Origin of the sequence: Sphingopyxis sp. C-1 (assembly GCF_001047015.1) — a bacterium.
In the GTDB taxonomy this organism is placed as follows: domain Bacteria; phylum Pseudomonadota; class Alphaproteobacteria; order Sphingomonadales; family Sphingomonadaceae; genus Sphingopyxis.
Map to the genome: position 1 here is coordinate 1,368,817 of NZ_BBRO01000001.1, position 18,877 is coordinate 1,387,693.

18 protein-coding genes are annotated in these 18,877 nt (G+C 64.9%); 9 read left to right on the forward strand and 9 right to left on the reverse strand.

Features of this window, described 5'->3' with window-relative positions; all coding sequences use genetic code 11:
* Positions 1-56: 56 nt before the first annotated feature.
* From SC1_RS22105 to SC1_RS06285, 7 genes are all read left to right on the forward strand, one after another.
* On the forward strand, positions 57-386 hold the full coding sequence (locus tag SC1_RS22105; protein WP_062179017.1) for a hypothetical protein: 330 nt from the start codon (positions 57-59) through the stop codon (positions 384-386).
* Complete coding sequence (locus SC1_RS06260) at positions 386-1,897, forward strand: FAD-binding protein (protein ID WP_062179020.1); 1,512 nt, start codon at positions 386-388, stop codon at positions 1,895-1,897. Before SC1_RS22105 ends, SC1_RS06260 begins: the two co-directional genes overlap by 1 nt.
* Before the next feature lie 105 nt (positions 1,898-2,002).
* Positions 2,003-3,793: an aspartate--tRNA ligase gene (aspS, locus tag SC1_RS06265; RefSeq protein ID WP_062179023.1), complete on the forward strand. Its 1,791-nt coding sequence runs from the start codon at positions 2,003-2,005 to the stop codon at positions 3,791-3,793.
* Between the two features lie 3 nt (positions 3,794-3,796).
* Positions 3,797-4,669, forward strand: a complete 873-nt coding sequence (locus tag SC1_RS06270; protein WP_062179026.1) for an alpha/beta fold hydrolase — start codon at positions 3,797-3,799, stop codon at positions 4,667-4,669.
* Between the two features lie 66 nt (positions 4,670-4,735).
* The gene (locus SC1_RS06275) at positions 4,736-5,674 is read left to right on the forward strand and encodes a hypothetical protein (RefSeq protein ID WP_062179028.1); all 939 of its coding nucleotides are present in this window, start codon (positions 4,736-4,738) and stop codon (positions 5,672-5,674) included.
* Positions 5,675-5,757: 83 nt separating this feature from the next.
* On the forward strand, positions 5,758-6,543 hold the full coding sequence (locus tag SC1_RS06280) for a polyphosphate kinase 2 family protein (RefSeq protein ID WP_062183698.1): 786 nt from the start codon (positions 5,758-5,760) through the stop codon (positions 6,541-6,543).
* Between the two features lie 225 nt (positions 6,544-6,768).
* Positions 6,769-7,305: a J domain-containing protein gene (locus tag SC1_RS06285; protein ID WP_062183700.1), complete on the forward strand. Its 537-nt coding sequence runs from the start codon at positions 6,769-6,771 to the stop codon at positions 7,303-7,305.
* Between the two features lie 572 nt (positions 7,306-7,877).
* On the opposite strand, the gene mtgA is transcribed toward SC1_RS06285, so the two are convergent.
* On the reverse strand, positions 7,878-8,558 hold the full coding sequence (gene mtgA, locus SC1_RS06290) for a monofunctional biosynthetic peptidoglycan transglycosylase (protein WP_062179031.1): 681 nt from the start codon (positions 8,556-8,558) through the stop codon (positions 7,878-7,880).
* 116 nt (positions 8,559-8,674) lie between these two features.
* Here mtgA and SC1_RS06295 point away from each other — a divergent pair, with 116 nt between their 5' ends.
* On the forward strand, positions 8,675-9,475 hold the full coding sequence (locus SC1_RS06295) for a transporter (RefSeq protein WP_062179034.1): 801 nt from the start codon (positions 8,675-8,677) through the stop codon (positions 9,473-9,475).
* 164 nt (positions 9,476-9,639) lie between these two features.
* On the opposite strand, the gene SC1_RS06300 is transcribed toward SC1_RS06295, so the two are convergent.
* The 8 genes from SC1_RS06300 to miaA all read right to left on the reverse strand — a co-directional run bounded on the left by SC1_RS06300 (position 9,640) and on the right by miaA (position 17,993).
* On the reverse strand, positions 9,640-10,893 hold the full coding sequence (locus tag SC1_RS06300; RefSeq protein ID WP_062179037.1) for an adenosylmethionine--8-amino-7-oxononanoate transaminase: 1,254 nt from the start codon (positions 10,891-10,893) through the stop codon (positions 9,640-9,642).
* 104 nt (positions 10,894-10,997) lie between these two features.
* The gene (gene bioD, locus SC1_RS06305; RefSeq protein ID WP_062179040.1) at positions 10,998-11,606 is read right to left on the reverse strand and encodes a dethiobiotin synthase; all 609 of its coding nucleotides are present in this window, start codon (positions 11,604-11,606) and stop codon (positions 10,998-11,000) included.
* Positions 11,603-12,739: an 8-amino-7-oxononanoate synthase gene (locus tag SC1_RS06310; protein ID WP_152682310.1), complete on the reverse strand. Its 1,137-nt coding sequence runs from the start codon at positions 12,737-12,739 to the stop codon at positions 11,603-11,605. Before SC1_RS06310 ends, bioD begins: the two co-directional genes overlap by 4 nt.
* Before the next feature lie 114 nt (positions 12,740-12,853).
* Positions 12,854-13,465 carry a DUF6151 family protein gene (locus tag SC1_RS06315; protein WP_062179046.1) on the reverse strand — a complete coding sequence of 204 codons (612 nt, stop codon included), beginning with the start codon at positions 13,463-13,465 and terminating at the stop codon, positions 12,854-12,856.
* A 40-nt stretch (positions 13,466-13,505) separates the two neighbouring features.
* A complete protein-coding gene (gene ilvC / locus SC1_RS06320) occupies positions 13,506-14,540 on the reverse strand; it encodes a ketol-acid reductoisomerase (protein ID WP_062179049.1) in 1,035 nt (344 codons plus the stop codon).
* A 126-nt stretch (positions 14,541-14,666) separates the two neighbouring features.
* On the reverse strand, positions 14,667-15,185 hold the full coding sequence (ilvN, locus tag SC1_RS06325; protein WP_062179052.1) for an acetolactate synthase small subunit: 519 nt from the start codon (positions 15,183-15,185) through the stop codon (positions 14,667-14,669).
* A 4-nt stretch (positions 15,186-15,189) separates the two neighbouring features.
* Entirely contained in the window at positions 15,190-16,944 is a 1,755-nt protein-coding gene (gene ilvB / locus SC1_RS06330) for a biosynthetic-type acetolactate synthase large subunit (RefSeq protein WP_062179054.1), read from the reverse strand.
* 74 nt (positions 16,945-17,018) lie between these two features.
* On the reverse strand, positions 17,019-17,993 hold the full coding sequence (gene miaA, locus SC1_RS06335) for a tRNA (adenosine(37)-N6)-dimethylallyltransferase MiaA (RefSeq protein ID WP_062179057.1): 975 nt from the start codon (positions 17,991-17,993) through the stop codon (positions 17,019-17,021).
* On the opposite strand from miaA, the gene serB reads away from it, so the two are divergent.
* Complete coding sequence (gene serB / locus SC1_RS06340; RefSeq protein ID WP_062179060.1) at positions 17,992-18,876, forward strand: phosphoserine phosphatase SerB; 885 nt, start codon at positions 17,992-17,994, stop codon at positions 18,874-18,876. The two genes, miaA and serB, sit on opposite strands and share 2 nt — an antisense overlap.
* The last annotated feature ends 1 nt before the right edge of the window (position 18,877 follow it).

Sequence of the window (18,877 nt, forward strand, 5' to 3'; positions counted from 1 at the left end):
CTTCGGGTTGCGGAGCCGGAACACCGGCCGGGGAAAAAGACGAAGGGATTTTGGGCATGATGTGGCTCGGTTGGGTGCTCGCGGCGCTCGGTTTTGCGTTGCTTTTCGGTCAATATGCCGCGGGGCAGGCGGATATTTTTCTGTCGATCTCCAATCCGCGACCGCTCGACGAGGAATCGATGGTGGTGACGCTGAAGGGTTGGGGGTTCGCCAGTCAGGCGGCGCAGCCCTTTGTAACCCCCGAATCCGATCACGGGCTCTGCGATGTGCGGGTGTTCGCCACGCGACGCCAGATGCTCGTCGCGATCGCAACCTTCGGCTTCCTGCGCCCGGTGACCGTCGCCTGGCGCGCGCATGCCGGCATTCTGCCGCTGGGAGAGGCCTGATGCCGATCGTCAGACTGGGCGACGAGGGCCGCTGGACAAATTATCACGGCACGGGGACCTCTGAGGCGGCGACGCGCTTTGCGCTGCGCAGCGGCGATGCGGAGCGCGGGCGCGACGAGATCGCGATTGCCGCGAAGTCGGTGCAGGACTGGCTCGCTCAGGCTGAAATGGCCAAGCGCCGCGTCCGCCCGCTCGGTGCGGGCTGGTCGCCGTCGAACGTCAATATCAGCTCGCAAAGCTGGTTGCTCCACACGCGCCGTTTCAACCGCTGCTTCCGGATCGGCGCCAGCGATGTCCGTTCCGGTATCGACGCGGGTTCGCTGATGCTCATCGAAGCGGGCGCGCTCGTCGACGAGGTTTCGGACAAGTTCGAGGATCAGGGCCGTTCGCTGTGGACCAGCGGCGCAGGCAATGGGCAGACGTTTGCCGGCGCGGCCGCCACGGGCACGCACGGTTCGATGATCGCGCGCGGCGGCATTCAGGACCATATCCGTGCGGTACAGATTGTCACACCCGGCGGCATCCACTGGATCGAGCCCGCCGCCGGAGTGATGAACGACGCCTTCATCGCCGCGACGGGTTCGACGGCGGTGCGCGACGATGAGCTTTTCGCCGCGGTGCAGCTTCCCGTGGGATCGCTCGGGATCGTTACCGCGCTCGTCGTCGATAGCGTCCCGAAATTCCTCGTCCGTCCGATCCAGAATCTGCGCAAGGTCGATTGCGCCGCGCTCGATTGGCTGACCGCTGGCGATTTCCGCCGATTTTCCAAGACCTACGCGCTCGATCAGGATCCTGATTTCGTCCAGATGATCGTCAATCCCTATAAGCCGTTCAAGCGGCCGGCGATGCTGCGCTTCCTTTACCGCGAGCCATGGCGCGACGATTATCCACGCGCCACGCCCGGGCAACTCGGCGCAGGTTACGATGCACTCAGTCTGCTCGGCCGATTGCTCAACGATTATCCGTGGGCGCGCGGACCCTTGCTGCAATTCGCAATGAAGCAAGGCTATGCCAGCGGGCCCGACGTCGATGACCCGCCGGTATATGGCAGTTGGGGGGAGGGGCTCGACACGCATCGGCCGCTCGCCGACCTTTTCAACGCGTCGGTCACCATCGATCGCGCCGATCTTGCACGCGCTTTTGAACGCATCTGCGCAGTCTATGCCAAATATGGCGGCTCTACGGTCGTCACGGTACGTTTCATGGAGCGCGCACAGGGCCTGCTCGCCCCGGCCCGTTTTGCGCATAATGCGGTGATCGATTTCGACGGCCCGCGCAGCCAGCGCACCGCCGACGCTTACGCCCGCGTTGTCGAATGTCTTGATGCCGAGGGGATCGGCTTTACCCGCCATTGGGCAAAAAGCTGTCACCTCGACGCCGCGCGCGTCGCCGCCGACTATGGCGAGGATTTCCGGCGTTGGCGTGCCGCGCGCGACCGGCTGCTTCCCGATCCGGCGCACCGCGCGCTGTTCGGCAGCGAGGTGCTCGATAACCTTGGCCTGACCCGTTGATTCGCGCCCTCAACCCTTGACAAATGGCGCTGCGCATTGCCTTAGGCGCGGCCATATCGGCGCGTTTTCCCGCGCGCCTTCCCGGACATTTGAAAGACGAACATAATGCACGCCTATCGCACCCACACATGCGCAGACCTTCGCGCCGCCAACGTCGGTGAGGAAGTCCGTCTTTCGGGCTGGGTGCATCGCACGCGCGAGCATGCGAATGTTCTGTTCGTCGATCTTCGCGACCATTATGGGATTACCCAGATCGTCGTGGAGACCGGGTCGGACCTTTATCCCACGGTCAACGCCTTGGGCCCCGAATCCGTTCTGACCTTCACCGGCAAGGTTGCCGCGCGCTCGCCCGAGACGCTCAACCCCAAGCTGGCGACCGGCGAGATCGAAATCTATCCGAGCGCGGTGACCGTACAGTCGGCCGCGGACCGCCTGCCGCTGCCCGTTTTCGGCGAAACCGAATATCCCGAGGAAATCCGCCTCACGAACCGCTTCCTCGATCTGCGCCGCGAGCGCCTGCACAAGAATATCGTGCTGCGTTCGAACGTGATTTCGTCGCTGCGCCGCCGGATGATCGACCAGGGGTTCACCGAATTCCAGACGCCGATCCTGACCGCGAGCAGCCCCGAAGGCGCGCGCGACTATCTGGTGCCCAGCCGTGTCCATCCCGGCAAATTCTATGCGCTGCCGCAGGCTCCGCAGATGTTCAAGCAATTGCTGATGGTCGCGGGCTTCGACCGCTATTTCCAGATCGCACCCTGCTTCCGCGACGAAGACGCGCGCGCCGACCGGTCGCCGGGCGAATTCTATCAGCTCGATTTCGAGATGAGCTTCGTCACGCAGGATGATGTCTTCAACGCGATCGAACCCGTGCTGCACGGCGTGTTCGAGGAGTTCGCGGACTTTGACGGCAAGGGCCGGACCGTCTCGCCGCTGCCGTTCAAGCGCATTCCGTACCGCGAATCGATGCTGAAATATGGCAGCGACAAGCCCGACCTGCGCAATCCGCTGCTGGTCCATGACGTCGGCGATTTCTTCAAGGGATCGGGCTTTGGCCGCTTTGCGACGATGGTCGAGGAAGGCCAGGTCGTCCGCGCCGTCGCCGCGCCGGAAACGCACGAGAAGAGCCGCAAATTCTTCGACGAGATGAACAATTGGGCACAGTCGGAAGGTTTCCCGGGCCTCGGCTACGCAACCCAGAAGGACGGGGTGTTTGGCGGCCCGATCGCCAATAATCATGGCCAGGAAGGCATGAAGGCGATCGCCGACGCGATGGGCCTCGGCCCGAACGACGGCATCTTCTTTGCCGCGGGCGTCGAGGCGAAGGCGGCAAAGCTCGCGGGCCTTGCTCGCACTCGCGTTGCCGATCAGCTCGACCTCATCGACAAGAGCCGCTTCGAATTCTGCTGGATCGTCGATTTCCCGATGTTCGAGGCCGACGAGGACACCGGCAAGATCGATTTCAGCCACAACCCCTTCTCGATGCCGCAGGGCGAGATGGACGCGCTGACGAGCAAGGATCCGCTGGATATCCTGGCCTATCAGTACGACATCGTGTGCAACGGCGTCGAATTGTCGTCGGGCGCGATCCGGAATCACCGCCCCGACATCATGTACAAGGCGTTCGAGATCGCCGGTTACAGCCAGCAGGATGTCGACACGAACTTCGCGGGCATGATCAACGCGTTCAAGTTCGGCGCGCCGCCGCACGGCGGTTCGGCACCGGGCGTGGACCGCATCGTGATGCTGCTCGCCGACGAGCCGAACATCCGTGAAGTGATCGTTTTCCCGATGACGCAGAAGGCCGAGGACCTGATGATGGGCGCCCCGGCGCCGGTCAGCGAAAAGCAGCTCAAGGAGCTGAGCATCCGGCTCGTCGACGGCCCGAAGAGCTAAGGCGTGAACGAACCCCGGGAGCACCGGCTGGAAACGCCGGAAGGCGACATCTGCTGGTTCGAATGGGGAGAGCGCGGTGCGGGCGCTTCGCTGCTGCTGCTCCATGCCACGGGCTTTCATGCCCGGCTTTGGGACCAGGTGGTCGCGGCGCTGCCGGCCGGGGCGCATGTCATCGCCCCCGACCATCGCGGCCATGGGCGCAGTTTCCGTCCCACGACGCTCGCCAATTGGGCGGCGACCGCCGATGTGCTGCTGCCATTGCTCGACGGGCTGGGCGGACACCCGATCGTCGGCTGCGGCCACAGCATGGGCGCCTATATCCTGACCCGGCTCGCGTCGCAGCGGCCGGCGGCGTTCCGCCATCTCGTGCTGATCGACCCGGTCATCATGGAGCCTGCATTTTACGAAGGCGAGGCCGCTGAGCCGATTCCCGACCCCGCCGAGCATCCCGTCGCACGCCGCCGCAACGCATGGACGAGCGCCGAAGAGATGCGCGCGCGCTTCGCCGATCGACCACCCTATGCGAACTGGGATCCGCAGGTGTTGGCCGACTATTGCACATATGGCCTGCTGCCTGCCTCGAATGGCGAGGGGCTGGAGCTTGCCTGTCCGCCGGCGCTGGAAGCCTCGGTGTACCAGAATGCGCTGCGCACCAGTCCGCACGAGTGGCTCCATTATCTTGCGCTGCCCTCGACAGTGATCCGCGCGCCCACCGGCGAGCGCGGCGGTCCGCTGGATTTCTCGCTGAGCCCGACTTGGACCGGCCTTGGCGCCGCGATCGGCGCCGAACGCGACGAATTATGGGCCGAGCATAGCCATTTCATCCCGATGGAAGCGCCCGCCCGCGTCGCCGGATTGCTCGCCGACCTGCTCTGACCTTCCCGCTTTGACAGGCACCGGTGGCTGCGATAGCCCCGGTCAGGGATAGTTGTCGGGGGTGAGATGTTCGACACGCGATTGGCGCTGGCCGCCGCTCTTCTTTGCTTTGCGACGCCCGCTGCGGCCGAGACGTTGACCATCGCTGGCAGCGAACCGGCCGGCGCGAACGTCAATGACCTGCTTCGCCTGTCGGTCGAGCGCTTCGAGGGCGAGGATGGTGCGGCGCTTGCGCAGCAGCTTGAGGCTGAACTTGGCGGCGCTCAGTTCGGCGGCCGCCCCTGGTATCGCATGATCGCTCCCGAATCGGGGGCACCGACCGATGGTCTCGTCACCGGCACGACGCGCGCCAGCGTCGATGAGACGCCCGTTACCGAAAAGCGCAAGCGCTGCGTCGAACCCGATCCCGCCGACAAGAAGAAATGCCTGAAGGAGGCCGAGGTCGATATCCGCTGCCGCCGCCGGACAGTCACCGTCGCAACCACCGCGCGGCTTGTCGCGATCGCCGACGGCTCGATCCGTTATACGCGCCCGCTGAATGCCCGCGACCAGATCACCTATTGCCCCGACCGCGCGGCATCGCGATCGGTCGACGATTATATCGAGGACGTTCAGCGCGATCACGTCAAGGCGATCCGCCGCGACCTTGCGCCCCGGGACTATGTCCTCGACGTCCGTGTCGAGGAGGGCACCAAGGGACTGGCGAAACCCGCGCAGGCAGCATTCAAAAATGCCGTCCGCCTGACCAAGAGTGACCAGCCGGCCGCCTGCGCGGCATGGACCGCGCTGACCCGCGACGCCGAGCCGACCGCTGCGCTTGCTTTCAACCTTGGCCTTTGCGCCGAGATGCAGCGCGATTTCGATGCGGCGGTCGACTGGTATGGCGAGGCGCAGCGACAGGGATTGCGTGGCAGCGCGATCCCCGAAGCGCTGGAGCGCGTCGAAGGCAACCGCCGCGCGCTGGCCGATTGGGAAGCGCGCAAGCGCCTGATCGGGCGCGAGTAAGGAAGCGCGCCGCGCCTGTCCCGGAACATGACATCGATGGATGATGCTTGGTAGGATCGCGCCGCATGCGCTACGGAGAGCATATGAGCATTTCCCTGTCCGACTATGAAACCGGCGCCAAATATGACGGCGACTATTCCGACGACCTCGCCGCGCTGGAAGATCGTCTCGAACGGCTGCAGGCCGCGCATATCATCCACGGGCAGCGCAGCATCGTCATGTTCGAGGGCTGGGATGCGGCGGGGAAGGGCGGCATCATCCAGCGGCTGACCGCGTCGCTCGATCCCCGCTATTTCGAGGTATGGCCGATCAGTGCGCCCAATGAAGAGGAAAGATCGCGCCACTTCCTCTGGCGCTTCTGGAAACGGCTGCCGGGCAATCGCGAAATCTCGATCTTTGACCGTAGCTGGTACGGCCGCGTCCTTGTCGAGCGCGTCGAGGGCTTTGCGACCGAGGCCGAGTGGCGCAAGGGATATGATGAGATCAACGAGTTCGAAGCGCAGCTGACCGGCAGCCGCACGAACCTCGTCAAACTCTTCATCCATATCACGCAGCAAGAGCAGGACGAGCGCTTCGCCGCGCGCCTCGACGATCCTTGGAAACGCTGGAAGACCGGTACCGAGGATTATCGCAACCGGTCGAAGCGCAAGGAATATCTCGCCGCGATGGAAGAGATGTTCGCACAGACGAACACCCGCTGGGCGCCGTGGAAAGTGATCGACGGCAATAACAAGAAGGCCGCGCGTATCGCCGCGCTGACGCATATCATCGAGACGCTGGAAGCCGCGGTGCCGATGACCCCGTCCGAGCGCGACCCCGCGGTGGTCAAGCTTGCGAGCAAGGCGTTCGGTTACAAGCCGAAGGACTGATCGAGCTTAAAGCGACAAAATATACGGACGTTCAGCTCGAAGCTGTGTCCTTTGTCGCTTTATGCGAAGGGCCTCATCGTGCGGAAAGTTGCGGGAAGAAATTACGATTGCAAAGAGCCGAAGCACATAGCTGGCACGGCGCGATAATGTAGGAAAGGCTATTTTTGCGCGGCTTTTTCGGCCGGCCGCCTAGCCAATTCGTCCGTCAGTCGCTACATGGGATCGATGAGCCGCGCCAAGAGATCCGATGACTGGGGTTTTCCCCGCTGGCGCCCCTATGGCTCGTCGCGCGAGACGCAGAAGGTTCGTCTTTGCGATCGCCACGGCTGCACGAACCCGGGCAATTGTCCTGCGCCCAAGTCGCCGAACAGCCCCGAACGCTGGTATTTCTGCGAAACGCATGCCGCCGAATATAATCGCGGCTGGGACTATTTCGCCGGCCTTTCCGCCGAAGATGCCGCGGCGCGTGCCGCCGAAGAGGAACAGGGCGCACGCAGCTATGCCCGCGCGCAGCATTATGCCTGGGGCGGATCGGGCGATGGCAGCCGCAGCGCCGACGAAATGCGCGCGCTGGAGGTACTCGACCTGGAACCCGACGCCGACTTTGAGGCGACGAAAAAGGCCTGGCGCAACCTCGCCAAGGAATGCCACCCCGATGTGAAGCCCGGCGATGCCGAAGCGGCGAAGCGCTTTGCGGCAGGGCAGGCCGCGTTCGAAGTTCTGAAGCAGGCCGAAGAACGGAAGAGCTGGAAGCCGGCGTAGGGTAGCGCCGTGGCGTCAGGGCCTGGGTATGGTTTTGGCTGGTTTCGACCGGTTGCGGACCTTTCCATCATCGTCACCCCGGACTTGATCCGGGGTCCCGCTTGAGGTCGAAGCCAGTGGGCGCCTCAAGAAGCGGGATCCCGGGTCAAGCCCGGGATGACGATAAGGCGGGGAACGACGCTTGCTGCCCTAGCTCGAACATAGCCCCTCACCTGAAGAGGAGGGGCCTTGGCAATGAAACGCCCGCTCTCCACCTCATTCCAGCCTTTGGGCACTGATCCGGGCGTAATGACCGGAACCGACCGGTTGCAGACCTCCACATCCTCGTCACCCCGGACTTGATCCGGGGTCCCGCTTGAGGTCCAAGCTGGTCGATGCGCAGGAAAAGCGGGATCCCGGGTCAAGCCCGGGATGACGAAGGTAGGAAAATGCCGATAGAGATGTGCACCCGGCGAAAGCCGGGGCCCAGAATTCCAACGCTAACTTTGCGCTTTTCCGCACTGGGCCCCGGCTTTCGCCGGGGTGCACGTAGGAACCGCAAACGCCCGCTCCCCACCCCATAACCGCCCCGCTCAGTAGACGCAGCCGTCCAGTCCGTCGCGGCGTACTTGCCCGATGCGCGCTGAGATCGTGTTGCCATAGCGGCGGGTGAAGCCGGACGGGCTCACCGCCTCGCGCTTTTTCGGGAGCGGCAGGATTGCGGCGATGCGGGCGGCTTCCTTTGGCGTCAATTTGCCCGCGCCATGGTTGAAATAGCGCTGTGCGCCCGCCTCCACGCCATAGGTGCCGATACCGGTCTCGGCGACGTTGAGATAAACTTCCATGATCCGCCGCTTGCCCCAGATCTTTTCGATCAGGAATGTGAACCAGACTTCGGGTACCTTGCGGACGTAACGCGTCCAGCCGCTGCCTTGCCACAGAAAGACATTCTTCGCGGTCTGCTGGCTGACCGTCGATCCGCCGCGCATGCGTTTGCCCTTGGCATTGCGTTCGATCGCCTGTTCGATCGCGTCGCGGTCGAAGCCGTCGTGGCTACAGAATTTGCCGTCCTCCGCAGCGATGACCGCGCGCACCATATTGCGGTCGATATCCGACAGGCTGGTCCAATCCTTGGTGATCCCGTTGCTGTCGGCCAGCATGGTGAAGGTCACCGGCGGCGGGACGACCGCATAGATGAGCACCCAAAGCACCGAGGCGAGGATGAACCAGAGCAGCCATTTGAAAGGCCGAAGATACCATGGGAGTTTGCGCATCTTTTTCGCGCGGGGAGGAGTTGCCATGCGGGCAAATTAGCCGCTTGCGATTTCGAGGCAAGCGGGCTTGATCTGGCGGGACGAAAAACAATGCACTCCGGCGGAGGAAGATTTGAATGTCGCTTCGATCTCTATTGCTGCTGGTCGCCGCGACCGCCGCTACGCCGGCCTTTGCGGACGAGGATCGCCGCGAGCTTTGCCCTGACCGACCGGGGCTCGGAACGCCTGCCTGCACGGTCGAGCCGGGAGCGCTGCTGTTCGAGATCGGACTGGCCGACTGGACACTCGATCGCACCGCCGACAGCCGGAGCGATAGCTGGACTTTTGGCGACGCCCTGCTGCGCGCGGGACTGACCCCGTCGCTGGAGGTGCAGCTTGGCTGGACGATGCTCGGCCATGCGCGCGAACGCGACCGGGCGACGGGCGAGGTGACCCGCCGGACACGGACCGGCGACGTGACGATCGCGCTGCGGCAGAATTTGCGTAATCCCGACGGGTCGGGCTTTTCGATCGCGCTGATGCCCTATGCCACGCTGCCGCTGGGCGGCGAGGGCGTCGGTGCGGGCGATTGGGGTGCGGGGATGATCGTGCCGGTCAGCTTCGAACTCGGCGATCTGTCGCTCGGTTTCACGCCGCATGTCGATGCCGCGGTCGATAGCGACGGCAATGGTCGGCATACGGCCTATGGCTCGGTTGCCGGGGTGGGGTTCGACCTGTCCGACGAAGTCTCGATGGCGGCCGAAGTGTCGCTGACCCGCGACCGCGACCCCGACGATCACACGACCGAGGCGCTGGCGGGGCTCTCGGCCGGATGGCAACCCGATGCGGACAGCCAGTGGGATTTGGGGGCGAACATCGGCCTCAATCGGGACAGCCCGGATGTTGAACTTTATTTCGGTTACGCGCGCCGTTTCTGAATGCCGGGTCTTGGTTTCGGCGCGGAGCGCGCGGGCACGCTTCACGAAGGAGCGGGACCCCGGATCAAGTCCGGGGTGACGATGATATGAAGGTTCCGATACCGGATGCATTCTCTTCCGCCATCCCGGCGTAGGCCGCAGCTCCGGACGTTTCCCGCCGTTGCTTACACGGCCTCGAGCGATGCGCCGATTGCGTTCCAAACCTGCGCCAGCTCGTCGGCGGTGATGCAATAGGGCGGCATGACGTAGAGCGTGTTGCCGAGAGGGCGGAGGAGGACGCCGTGGTCGCGGTAAAAGGCGATCAGGCGGGGGGCGAGGTTCGAGAGATAGCCTGCGTCCGTCACAGCGATGTCGAGCGCGGCGATGGTGCCGAGGCGGCGGGGATTGGCGACGCGCGGGTCGTGGCTGAGCAGCGACAGATGCGCGGCCTGTGCGTCGGCCAGGGTGTCGATGCGCTGCTGAACCGGCTCGTCGCGCCAGATTTCAAGGTTCGCATTTGCAGCGGCGCAGGCGATCGGGTTCGCGGTGTAGCTACTCGAATGATAGAAGGTCTTGGCGCGGTCGGCCGAATAATGCGCTTCGAAAATCGGCTCGATGCAGAGCGTGACCGCTAGCGGGAGGGAGCCGCCGGTCAGACCCTTCGACAGGCAAACGATGTCGGGGATCACCCCCGCCTGATCGCAGGCGAAGCGCGTGCCGGTGCGGCCCCAGCCGGTCATCACCTCATCGGCGATGAAAAGGACGTTGTGACGCGCACAGATGGCGCGCATCTCGGCGAGCACCCACGCGGGATAGATGAGCATGCCGCCCGCGCCGAGGATCAGCGGTTCGACGATGAAGGCGGCGGGCTTTTGAGCGCAGGCGGCTTCGAGCGCGTCGAGCGTGGCCTGTTCCATGCCTTCGTGCGGGAAGGGGATGGTGTCGACGTCGAAGAGCAAGGGCTGCCAGGCGCGGTTGTAGACGCCGCGCTCGCCGACCGACATCGTGCCGATCGTGTCGCCGTGATAGCTGTGTTCGAGGACGAGGATGCGGCTGCGCGGCTCGCCGATGTTGTACCAGTAGCCGAGCGCCATCTTGAGCGCCACCTCGACGCTGGTCGAGCCCGAGTCCGAGAAGAAGACGCGGGTGAGCGGATCGGGGGTGATGCGGATCAGTTCGGCGGCGAGGTTTTCGGCAGGCTCGTGCGTCCAGCCGGCGAAGATGAGTTGGTCGAGCTTTTCGGACTGGGCGCGGATCGCGGCCATGATGTGCGGGTGCGCGTGGCCGTGGGTGGTGACCCACCAGCTCGAGATGGCGTCGATCCAGCTTTGACCGTCGGCGGCATAGAGTTTGGCGCCTTTGGCATGGTCGATCAGCGGGATGTGGTCGCCGAGGCCGTGCTGGGTGAAGGGGTGCCAGACGGGGGAGCTATGGGTCATATCCAGATATCCGTTCGTGCTGAGCTTGTCGAAGCACCGCTCTTTCTTGGCGGCGGATAAGAGAAGGACGGCCCTTCGACAAGCTCAGGGCGAACGGTATCGGGTTAGGCGAAGTCGGTGAGGTCGAAGTTCGCGACGAACGCTTCGGCCAGCGTTTCCGGCGTCAGCGGATCGATGATCGGCAAGCGGCCCAGGCGGCGGACGCCGCTGATCTGCGCGATGATCGCTTCGCTGTCCTCCACCGCGTCGCCGAGGAAGGCGAGGCCGTGGATAGGGACGCCGCGCGCGCGCAGGGCCTCGATCGTGAGCAGGCTGTGGTTGATCGTGCCGAGGCTGGTACGCGCGCAGACGATGACCGGGACCTGCCATTTCGCGAAGAGGTCGGCGTAGAGGATCGAGCGCGTCACGGGGACGAGCGCGCCGCCGGCGCCTTCAACAATGAGGTCGCCGGGCGGCGGCGCGAGCGTTTCGACGACTATGTTAACATTGTCAATTTCGGCGGCCAGATGCGGCGAGGCGGGGGTGTTGAGGGGGTAGGCTTCCGGATGAACCCGCACGCCGGCGAGGCGCGCGACGACTTCGCTGTCCGTCTCCTCTTCAAGGCCCGACTGGATCGGTTTCCAGTATGGCGTAGCGGTGGCCTGCGCCAAAGCGGCGGAAAAGATGGTTTTTCCGATGCCGGTATCTGTGCCGGTAACGACGAAGCGCGTCATGCCGCTGCCATCGCCGAGGCAAGTGCGTCGGTCATCGCGTCAATGTTAGCTTCGTCAACATTGAGCGTGATTGCGATGCGCAAGCGCGCGGTTCCCTGCGCCACGGTGGGCGGACGGATGCCGCGGACATCGAAGCCCGCGTCCCGCAGGCTGCCTGCGATGCGCATCGTGCGGTCGTTGTCGCCGATGATGACGGGCAGGATCTGCGTGCCGCTGGCGGGGATGCCGAGCGGGACCAAGCGCTCTGCGGCGTGGCGGACGAGAGCGTGGAGGCGCGCCTGGCGCTCGGGCTCGTTCGCGACAATCTCTATCGCCTGACGGACGAGCCAGGCCATCAGCGGCGACGGCGCGGTCGAGAAGATGAACGGGCGACCGCGGTTGACGAGGAAGTCGCACGCGATTGCGGGGGCACAGAGCAACGCGCCCTCGGCGCCGAGCGCCTTGCCGCAGGTGTGGAGCGTGATCAGATTGTCGCGGCGTGCGAGGCTGTGCGCGAGGCCAGCGCCGCCGGGGCCGAACACGCCGGTTGCGTGCGCTTCGTCGACGACGAGCACCGCGTCGTAGCGGTCGGCGACCGCGGCGAGATCGACGAGCGGGGCGCGGTCGCCATCCATGCTGTAGAGGCTTTCGACCGCGATCCACGGCGTGCCCGCGCCGCCCCCCGCGCGCCAACGGGCGATGATGTCGGCGAAGGCCTGCGCGTCATTGTGCGTGGCTGCGACATGGCCGGCGCGGCCGAGCTTCATCCCGTCATGGGCGCTCGCGTGGATGAGTTCGTCGTGGACGACGAGGTCGCCGCGCTGCGGAAGCGTGGCGAAGAGCGCGGCGTTGGCGGCGAAGCCTGTCGCGAAGAAGAGCGCGGCCTCGCTGCCATAATGGCGCGCGGCGTGTGTTTCGAGCGCTTCATGCTCGGCGTGATTGCCGCGCAGCAGGCGCGAGCCGCCCGAGCCCGCAGGAAGGCCGCGTTCGATGCCCGCGGCGAGCGCGTCGCGCAGCGCTTCGCTATCGGCGAGGCCGAGATAGTCGTTCGAGGCAAAGTCGCGGCCCGCGCGCGGCGCAAGGGTGCGGCGACGGCTGTCATGCGCGAGCGCCGCGAGATCGGCGCGGTGGGCGGAGAAGGGAGAGGTCGCCATCTTTGTTTCCTTATTCGTCATTGCGAGCGAAGCGAAGCAATCCAGAGCAGCGCAAGGCCACACTGGATTGCTTCGCTCCGCTCGCAATGACGGAGTTTGTTATGCCTGGGACGGTCATTGGGGTTGGGTTCGACCCCCCGTCAACGCCTGCCGTTCTTCGGCGGTCAGGCGGTGCGGCGTGGCGATTGGCTCCAGCGTCTTTGCGTCGAAAAGCGGCGATCGGCGCCGATCGCCCGAAACGAGATCCTTGATCGCGCGGATGAAAAAGCGGCGCATCAGGGTCGGCGTGCCCAATTTGGGCAGGCCGCTGGCGTCGCCGATCGCGTCCTGCGTGAAAAGATGGCCGCGCGGCGGGCCGAACGCCTCCGCGCGCCGTGCCGGATCGCAGGCGGCGGTCAGGATCGTGATGAAGGGGAGCTTGCCGTTCTTGAACGTGTTGAACAGCGGTGTGCGGCAGCAGGCGGCATACCAGCGCAGCGTCGGCGCGTCGGTGAGGTGGAGACAGGCTAGCTGATCGCGGCCGGTATCGATCCGCATGCGCGCGCATCGCGTCTGATAAAGTGCGGTGCCGCCGTGCGCGTCGAGCAACTGCTCGTGGTCCAGATGGCGTGTGAGGTTCTGGCAGTCGGTGCAGTGGCAGACGACATAGTCGCCTTCGCCCGAAGCGACGCGCATCGCTCCGGTAACGGTGGCGCAATCGCAGGCGAAGGAGAGGTCGGTTGCCATGGCCCGGCCCTAGCTCCTCGCCCGCGATTGCGAAAGTCCGTCAGTTGACGTTCTTGTCGACCAGCTTGTTCTTCGCGATCCACGGCATCATCGCGCGGAGTTCGGCTCCGGTCTTTTCGATCGGATGCGCGGCAGCCGCCTTGCGGCTTGCCTTCAGTTCGGGCTGGCCGGCCTGATTGTCGAGTACGAAGTCCTTCACGAAGCGGCCCGAGGTGATGTCGGCGAGAACGCGCTTCATCTCGGCCTTCGTCTCGTCGGTGATGATGCGCGGGCCCGTCTTGATGTCGCCATATTCGGCGGTGTTCGAGATCGAATAGCGCATGTTCGCGATGCCGCCTTCATAGAGAAGGTCGACGATCAACTTGGTTTCGTGGAGGCACTCGAAATAGGCCATTTCGGGAGCGTAGCCCGCCTCGACCAGCGTTTCGAAACCCGCCTGGATAAGGTGGGTGACGCCGCCGCAGAGCACGGCCTGTTCGCCGAAGAGGTCGGTTTCGCACTCTTCCTTGAAGGTCGTCTCGATGATGCCGCTGCGGCCGCCGCCGACGGCCGAAGCGTAGGAGAGGGCGAGCGCCTTGGCGTGGCCGTTGCCGGCATTGCCGCTGGCTTCCTGTGCGACCGCGATCAGGCACGGGACGCCGCCGCCGCGCTGATATTCGCTGCGCACCGTGTGGCCGGGGCCCTTGGGCGCGACCATGAAGACGTCGATGTCGGCGCGCGCCTCGATCAGGCCGAAGTGGATGTTGAGGCCGTGCGCAAAGGCGAGTGCGGCGCCGGGCTTCATGTTCGGGCCAAGGTCATCGGCATAGATTTTCGCCTGATGCTCGTCGGGCGCGGCGACCATGATGACGTCGGCCCACTCGGCGGCTTCCTTGTTCGAAAGCACCTTGAAGCCCGCGCCTTCGGCCTTTTTCGCCGTCGCCGAGCCGGGGCGCAGCGCGATCGCGACGTCGCGCACGCCGCTGTCGCGGAGGTTCTGTGCGTGCGCATGGCCCTGGCTGCCATAGCCGACGATGGCGACCTTTTTGCCCTTGATCAGATCCTGGTCGGCGTCGCGATCGTAATAAACCTGCATAGTCTTCTTCCCTATTTCTCTTCCGTCACCCCGGGCTTGACCCGGGGTCCCGCTAAACGACGGTGGAAAGCGGGACCCCGGATCAAGTCCGGGGTGACGATCGTTGGACCTTTATTCCTCTAAACTCTAAAGCGCCTCCGACCCGCGGGCGATGGCGACAACGCCGGTGCGGCCGACCTCGACCAGCCCGCATTCGCGCATCAGCGCGATGAAGCGGTCGACCTTGTCGCTCGTCCCGGTAATCTCGAAGATGAAGCTGGTCAGCGTCGTGTCGACGACCTTGGCGCGGAAGACGTCGGCCATGCGCAGCGCCTCGATGCGCTTGTCGCCGGTGCCCGCGACCTTCACCAGCGCGATCTCGCGTTCGACATGCGCTTCGCCCGCATCGTTGAGGTCGACGACCTTGTGCACGGGGACGAGGCGGTCGAGCTGCGCGATAATCTGGTCGATGATCGGCGGCGGGCCCGAGGTGACGATGGTGATGCGCGACAGCGCGTGGTCGGCGGTGATATCGGCCACCGTCAGGCTTTCGATATTATAGCCGCGCGCGGTGAACAGCCCGGTGATCTTTGCGAGCACCCCGGCTTCGTTGTCGACGGTGATGGCGAGCACATGGCGCTCGCCGGCTTCGGTCTTGATTTTCATGGGATTACACCAGTGCCTTGGCTTCGTCGTCCATCGTGCCGGTGACGTCGCTCGGCTGGAGGATCATGTCGGTGTGCGCTGCGCCCGATGGGATCATCGGGAAGCAGTTGGCGAGTTTGGCGACGCGGCAGTCGACGATCACCGGACCCGGCGTCTCGATCATCGTCCTGATGCCGTCCTCGAGCTCGCCGAGCGTGTCGATGCGCAGGCCCGTCCACCCGTAAGCGTCGGCGAGCTTCACGAAATCGGGCAGGCTGTCCGAATAGCTGTTCGAATAGCGGCTTTCATAGGTGAGTTCCTGCCACTGGCGGACCATCCCCATCCATTCATTGTTGAGGATGAAGATTTTCACCGGCAGGCGGTACTGCGCGACCGTGCCCATTTCCTGGATATTCATCTGCAGGCTGGCTTCGCCCGCGATGCAGATGACGAGACGGTCCGGGTTAGCGATCTGCGCACCGACCGCGGCGGGGAAACCATAGCCCATCGTGCCGAGCCCGCCCGAGGTGAGCCAGCGATTGGGCGCGGCGAAACCGAAATGCTGCGCCGCCCACATCTGATGCTGGCCGACCTCGGTCGTGATGATCGGGTCCATGCCGCGGGTCGCGTCGAACAGCGCCTTCACCGCGCGCTGCGGCATGATTTCGGCGTCGGCGTCCTTCTTTTCGGGGAAGTCGAGGCAGCGCGTCGCACGCCAGCCGTCGACGCGGCGCCACCATTCGCCAAGGTCGCGCGCCTTATGGCCCTTGTCCTGCCAAGTGGCGACGAGCGCATCGAGCGCGCGGCCGGCGTCGCCGACGATCGCGAGATCGACGGGGACGATCTTGTTGATCGAACTGCGGTCGATATCGATGTGGATCTTCTTCGAGTCCGGCGAGAAGGCGTCGAGGCGGCCGGTGACCCGGTCGTCGAAGCGCGCACCGACCGCGATGACCAGATCGGCGCGGTTCATCGCCATGTTCGATTCATAGGTGCCGTGCATGCCGAGCATGCCGAGCCACTTGTCGTCGTCCGAAGGGAAGGCGCCAAGGCCCATCAACGTCGAGGTGACCGGCGCGCCGGTGAGCGCGACGAGCTGGCGCAGAGCTGCGCTCGCGTTGGGGCCAGCGTTGATCACGCCGCCGCCGGTGTAGAAGACCGGGCGTTCGGCCGCGGCGATCATCTCGACTGCCGCCGCGATCGCGCTGGCGTCGGGTTCGACCTGCGGGCGGTAGCTGTTGTGCAGAATCTTTTCGGGCACGACATAATCGCCCGTTGCGACCTGCACATTCTTTGGAATGTCGATCACCACCGGGCCGGGGCGGCCATGCGTTGCGATATGGAAAGCTTCGTGGAGGATGGGGCCAAGACGGTCGGGATCCATCACGAGATAATTATGCTTGGTGCAGTGGCGCGTGATGCCGACGGTGTCGCATTCCTGAAATGCATCGGTGCCGATCAGCGCGGTCGACACCTGTCCCGTCAGCACGACCATCGGAATGCTGTCGAGCAGCGCGTCGGTGATGCCGGTGACGGCGTTGGTTGCGCCGGGGCCCGAGGTGACGAGCACGACGCCGGGCTTGCCGGTCGAGCGCGCATAGCCCTCTGCCGCGTGCGTCGCCGCCTGTTCGTGGCGGACGAGAATATGCTTGATCGTCGGATGCTTGTAGAGCGCGTCATAAATGGGAAGGACCGCGCCGCCCGGATAGCCGAACACTGTATCGACGCCGAGGTCGACCAGCGCCTGAACCACCATGTCGGCACCACTCATTTCCGTCACGACGAAACTCCTTCCGAATATAAAAAGGCAGCGCTTGTGCGCTGCAACAGGGAGCGGGCAATAGGTGTATGATTCTATCCTGTCAACAGCTTATCACGTAATATTATTGCTAATTCACTGGTATAATCGATGTTTAATGACTCTGTGTGGCGCGGCCAGTCGGCGGGGGGCTGGTTGCGGAACCACGTATATTGGCGCTTCGCATATTGGCGGGTGGCGGCCTGCGTCTGTTCGAGCGCTTCGGCGCGGCTGATTTCGCCGCGGATGTGGCTTGCGATCTGGGGGACGCCGATCGCGCGCATCGCAGGCAGATCGGGGTCGAGATTGCGCGCGAGCAGAGCTTCCGCCTCTTCGACCGCGCCGCTTTCGAACATCTGAACGAGGCGCGCGTCGCAGCGATCGCGCAGCCAATCGCGCGGGGGCAGCAGGATCAGCGGGGCGAGGGCGATGTGGTCGGCGATGCCGCCCGCGATCGCCCGTTGCCAGTCGGCGAGGGTGCGGCCGGTCGAGCGCACGACTTCAAGCGCGCGCGCGACGCGGGTGGTGTCGGCGGCGTTCAGGCGCGCAGCGGCGTCGGGATCGGCGGCGGTGAGCGCGGCGTGGGCGTCGGCGACGGGGAGTGCGCGGACGGCCTCGCGGATATCGGGATCAATCTCGGGCACGGGCGCGATGCCAGAGAGCAAAGTGCGCATGTGGAGGCCGGTGCCGCCGACGAGGATCGGAATTCGCTTTGCGGCGTGCGCCTCCGCGATCACCGCGCGCGCCTCTTCCGCCCAGCGCACGGCGTTGTGCGCCTCCGCCGCGTCGATGTGGCCGAAGAGGCGGTGGGCGATGCCATCCATCTCCGCGTCGGTCGGCCTCGCCGAGAGGATCTTAAGGTCGGCATAGACCTGACTCGCGTCGGCATTGACGACGATTGCGTCGCGGCCTGTCTCGGAAAGAGATTTTGCGAGCGCGACCGCCAAAGCGCTCTTGCCGCTGGCGGTGGGTCCGGCGATAAGTGCTACGGGCAGCCGTGCACTGGCGGTCGAGATAAGAGGAGATGCCATGTTCGTCGCGACGCTGATAGCAGCAGGAAAGCTGACCGACGAGGTGGTTCGCGAAGGGATCGACCGGCTCGCGGCGACGGGGCACGATGTTGGCGCCCCGCACTGGCTGGACGAGCATGACGCGGCGGATATCGTTTTTCACGGCAGCCTGGTCAGCGCGCGCAAGGAACTGGCGCTGATGGACCATGGCGCGCTCGACATCGTCGTGCAGCCGCTGGGCGATCGGACGAAGAAGCTGATCATCGCCGACATGGATTCGACGATGATCACCGTCGAATGCATTGACGAACTCGCCGATTATGCGGGCCTGAAACCGCAGATCTCGGCGATTACCGAGCGCGCGATGCGCGGGGAACTCGATTTCCGTGCGGCGCTGGAGGAGCGCGTCGGATTGCTCGCGGGGATGCCCGAGACAACACTCGTCGATTGCCGGATGGAGCGGGTGAAGCTGACGCGCGGCGCGCGGACGCTGGTGCAGACGATGAAGGCGCATGGGGCGCACTCGATCTTGATTTCGGGCGGGTTCACCGCCTTTGCCGGGCCGGTGGGCGAGGCGATCGGGTTTGACAAGGTGATCGCGAACGAGCTGGAGATTGCGGGCGGCAAGCTTACGGGCAAGGTGCGCGAGCCGATCGTCGACAGCGCGACGAAGCTCGAGACGCTGAAGGCCGAGGCGGCGAAGCATGGGCTTCCGCTCGCCGAGACGCTGGCGGTCGGCGACGGCGCGAACGATATACCGATGATCACGAGCGCGGGTCTGGGGGTTGGCTATTACCCGCACCCTGCGGCGGGCGAAGCGGCGGCGGCGGTGATCCGGCATCATGATCTGACGGCGCTGTTGTGGGCGCAGGGCTATTCGCGGCGGCAGTGGGTGATGGGGTAGG

Coding starts and splice junctions, on each gene's coding strand:
- SC1_RS06260 (WP_062179020.1), top strand. CDS start 386: ATGCCGATCGTCAGACTGGGCGACGAGGGCCGCTGGACAAATTATCAC.
- SC1_RS06300 (WP_062179037.1), bottom strand. CDS start 10,893: ATGACCCATAGCTCCCCCGTCTGGCACCCCTTCACCCAGCACGGCCTC.
- ilvN (WP_062179052.1), bottom strand. CDS start 15,185: ATGAAAATCAAGACCGAAGCCGGCGAGCGCCATGTGCTCGCCATCACC.
- serB (WP_062179060.1), top strand. CDS start 17,992: ATGTTCGTCGCGACGCTGATAGCAGCAGGAAAGCTGACCGACGAGGTG.
- miaA (WP_062179057.1), bottom strand. CDS start 17,993: ATGGCATCTCCTCTTATCTCGACCGCCAGTGCACGGCTGCCCGTAGCA.
- ilvC (WP_062179049.1), bottom strand. CDS start 14,540: ATGCAGGTTTATTACGATCGCGACGCCGACCAGGATCTGATCAAGGGC.
- aspS (WP_062179023.1), top strand. CDS start 2,003: ATGCACGCCTATCGCACCCACACATGCGCAGACCTTCGCGCCGCCAAC.
- SC1_RS06295 (WP_062179034.1), top strand. CDS start 8,675: ATGTCGCTTCGATCTCTATTGCTGCTGGTCGCCGCGACCGCCGCTACG.
- SC1_RS06275 (WP_062179028.1), top strand. CDS start 4,736: ATGTTCGACACGCGATTGGCGCTGGCCGCCGCTCTTCTTTGCTTTGCG.
- bioD (WP_062179040.1), bottom strand. CDS start 11,606: ATGACGCGCTTCGTCGTTACCGGCACAGATACCGGCATCGGAAAAACC.
- SC1_RS06310 (WP_152682310.1), bottom strand. CDS start 12,739: ATGGCGACCTCTCCCTTCTCCGCCCACCGCGCCGATCTCGCGGCGCTC.
- SC1_RS22105 (WP_062179017.1), top strand. CDS start 57: ATGATGTGGCTCGGTTGGGTGCTCGCGGCGCTCGGTTTTGCGTTGCTT.
- SC1_RS06315 (WP_062179046.1), bottom strand. CDS start 13,465: ATGGCAACCGACCTCTCCTTCGCCTGCGATTGCGCCACCGTTACCGGA.
- SC1_RS06285 (WP_062183700.1), top strand. CDS start 6,769: ATGAGCCGCGCCAAGAGATCCGATGACTGGGGTTTTCCCCGCTGGCGC.
- mtgA (WP_062179031.1), bottom strand. CDS start 8,558: ATGCGCAAACTCCCATGGTATCTTCGGCCTTTCAAATGGCTGCTCTGG.
- SC1_RS06280 (WP_062183698.1), top strand. CDS start 5,758: ATGAGCATTTCCCTGTCCGACTATGAAACCGGCGCCAAATATGACGGC.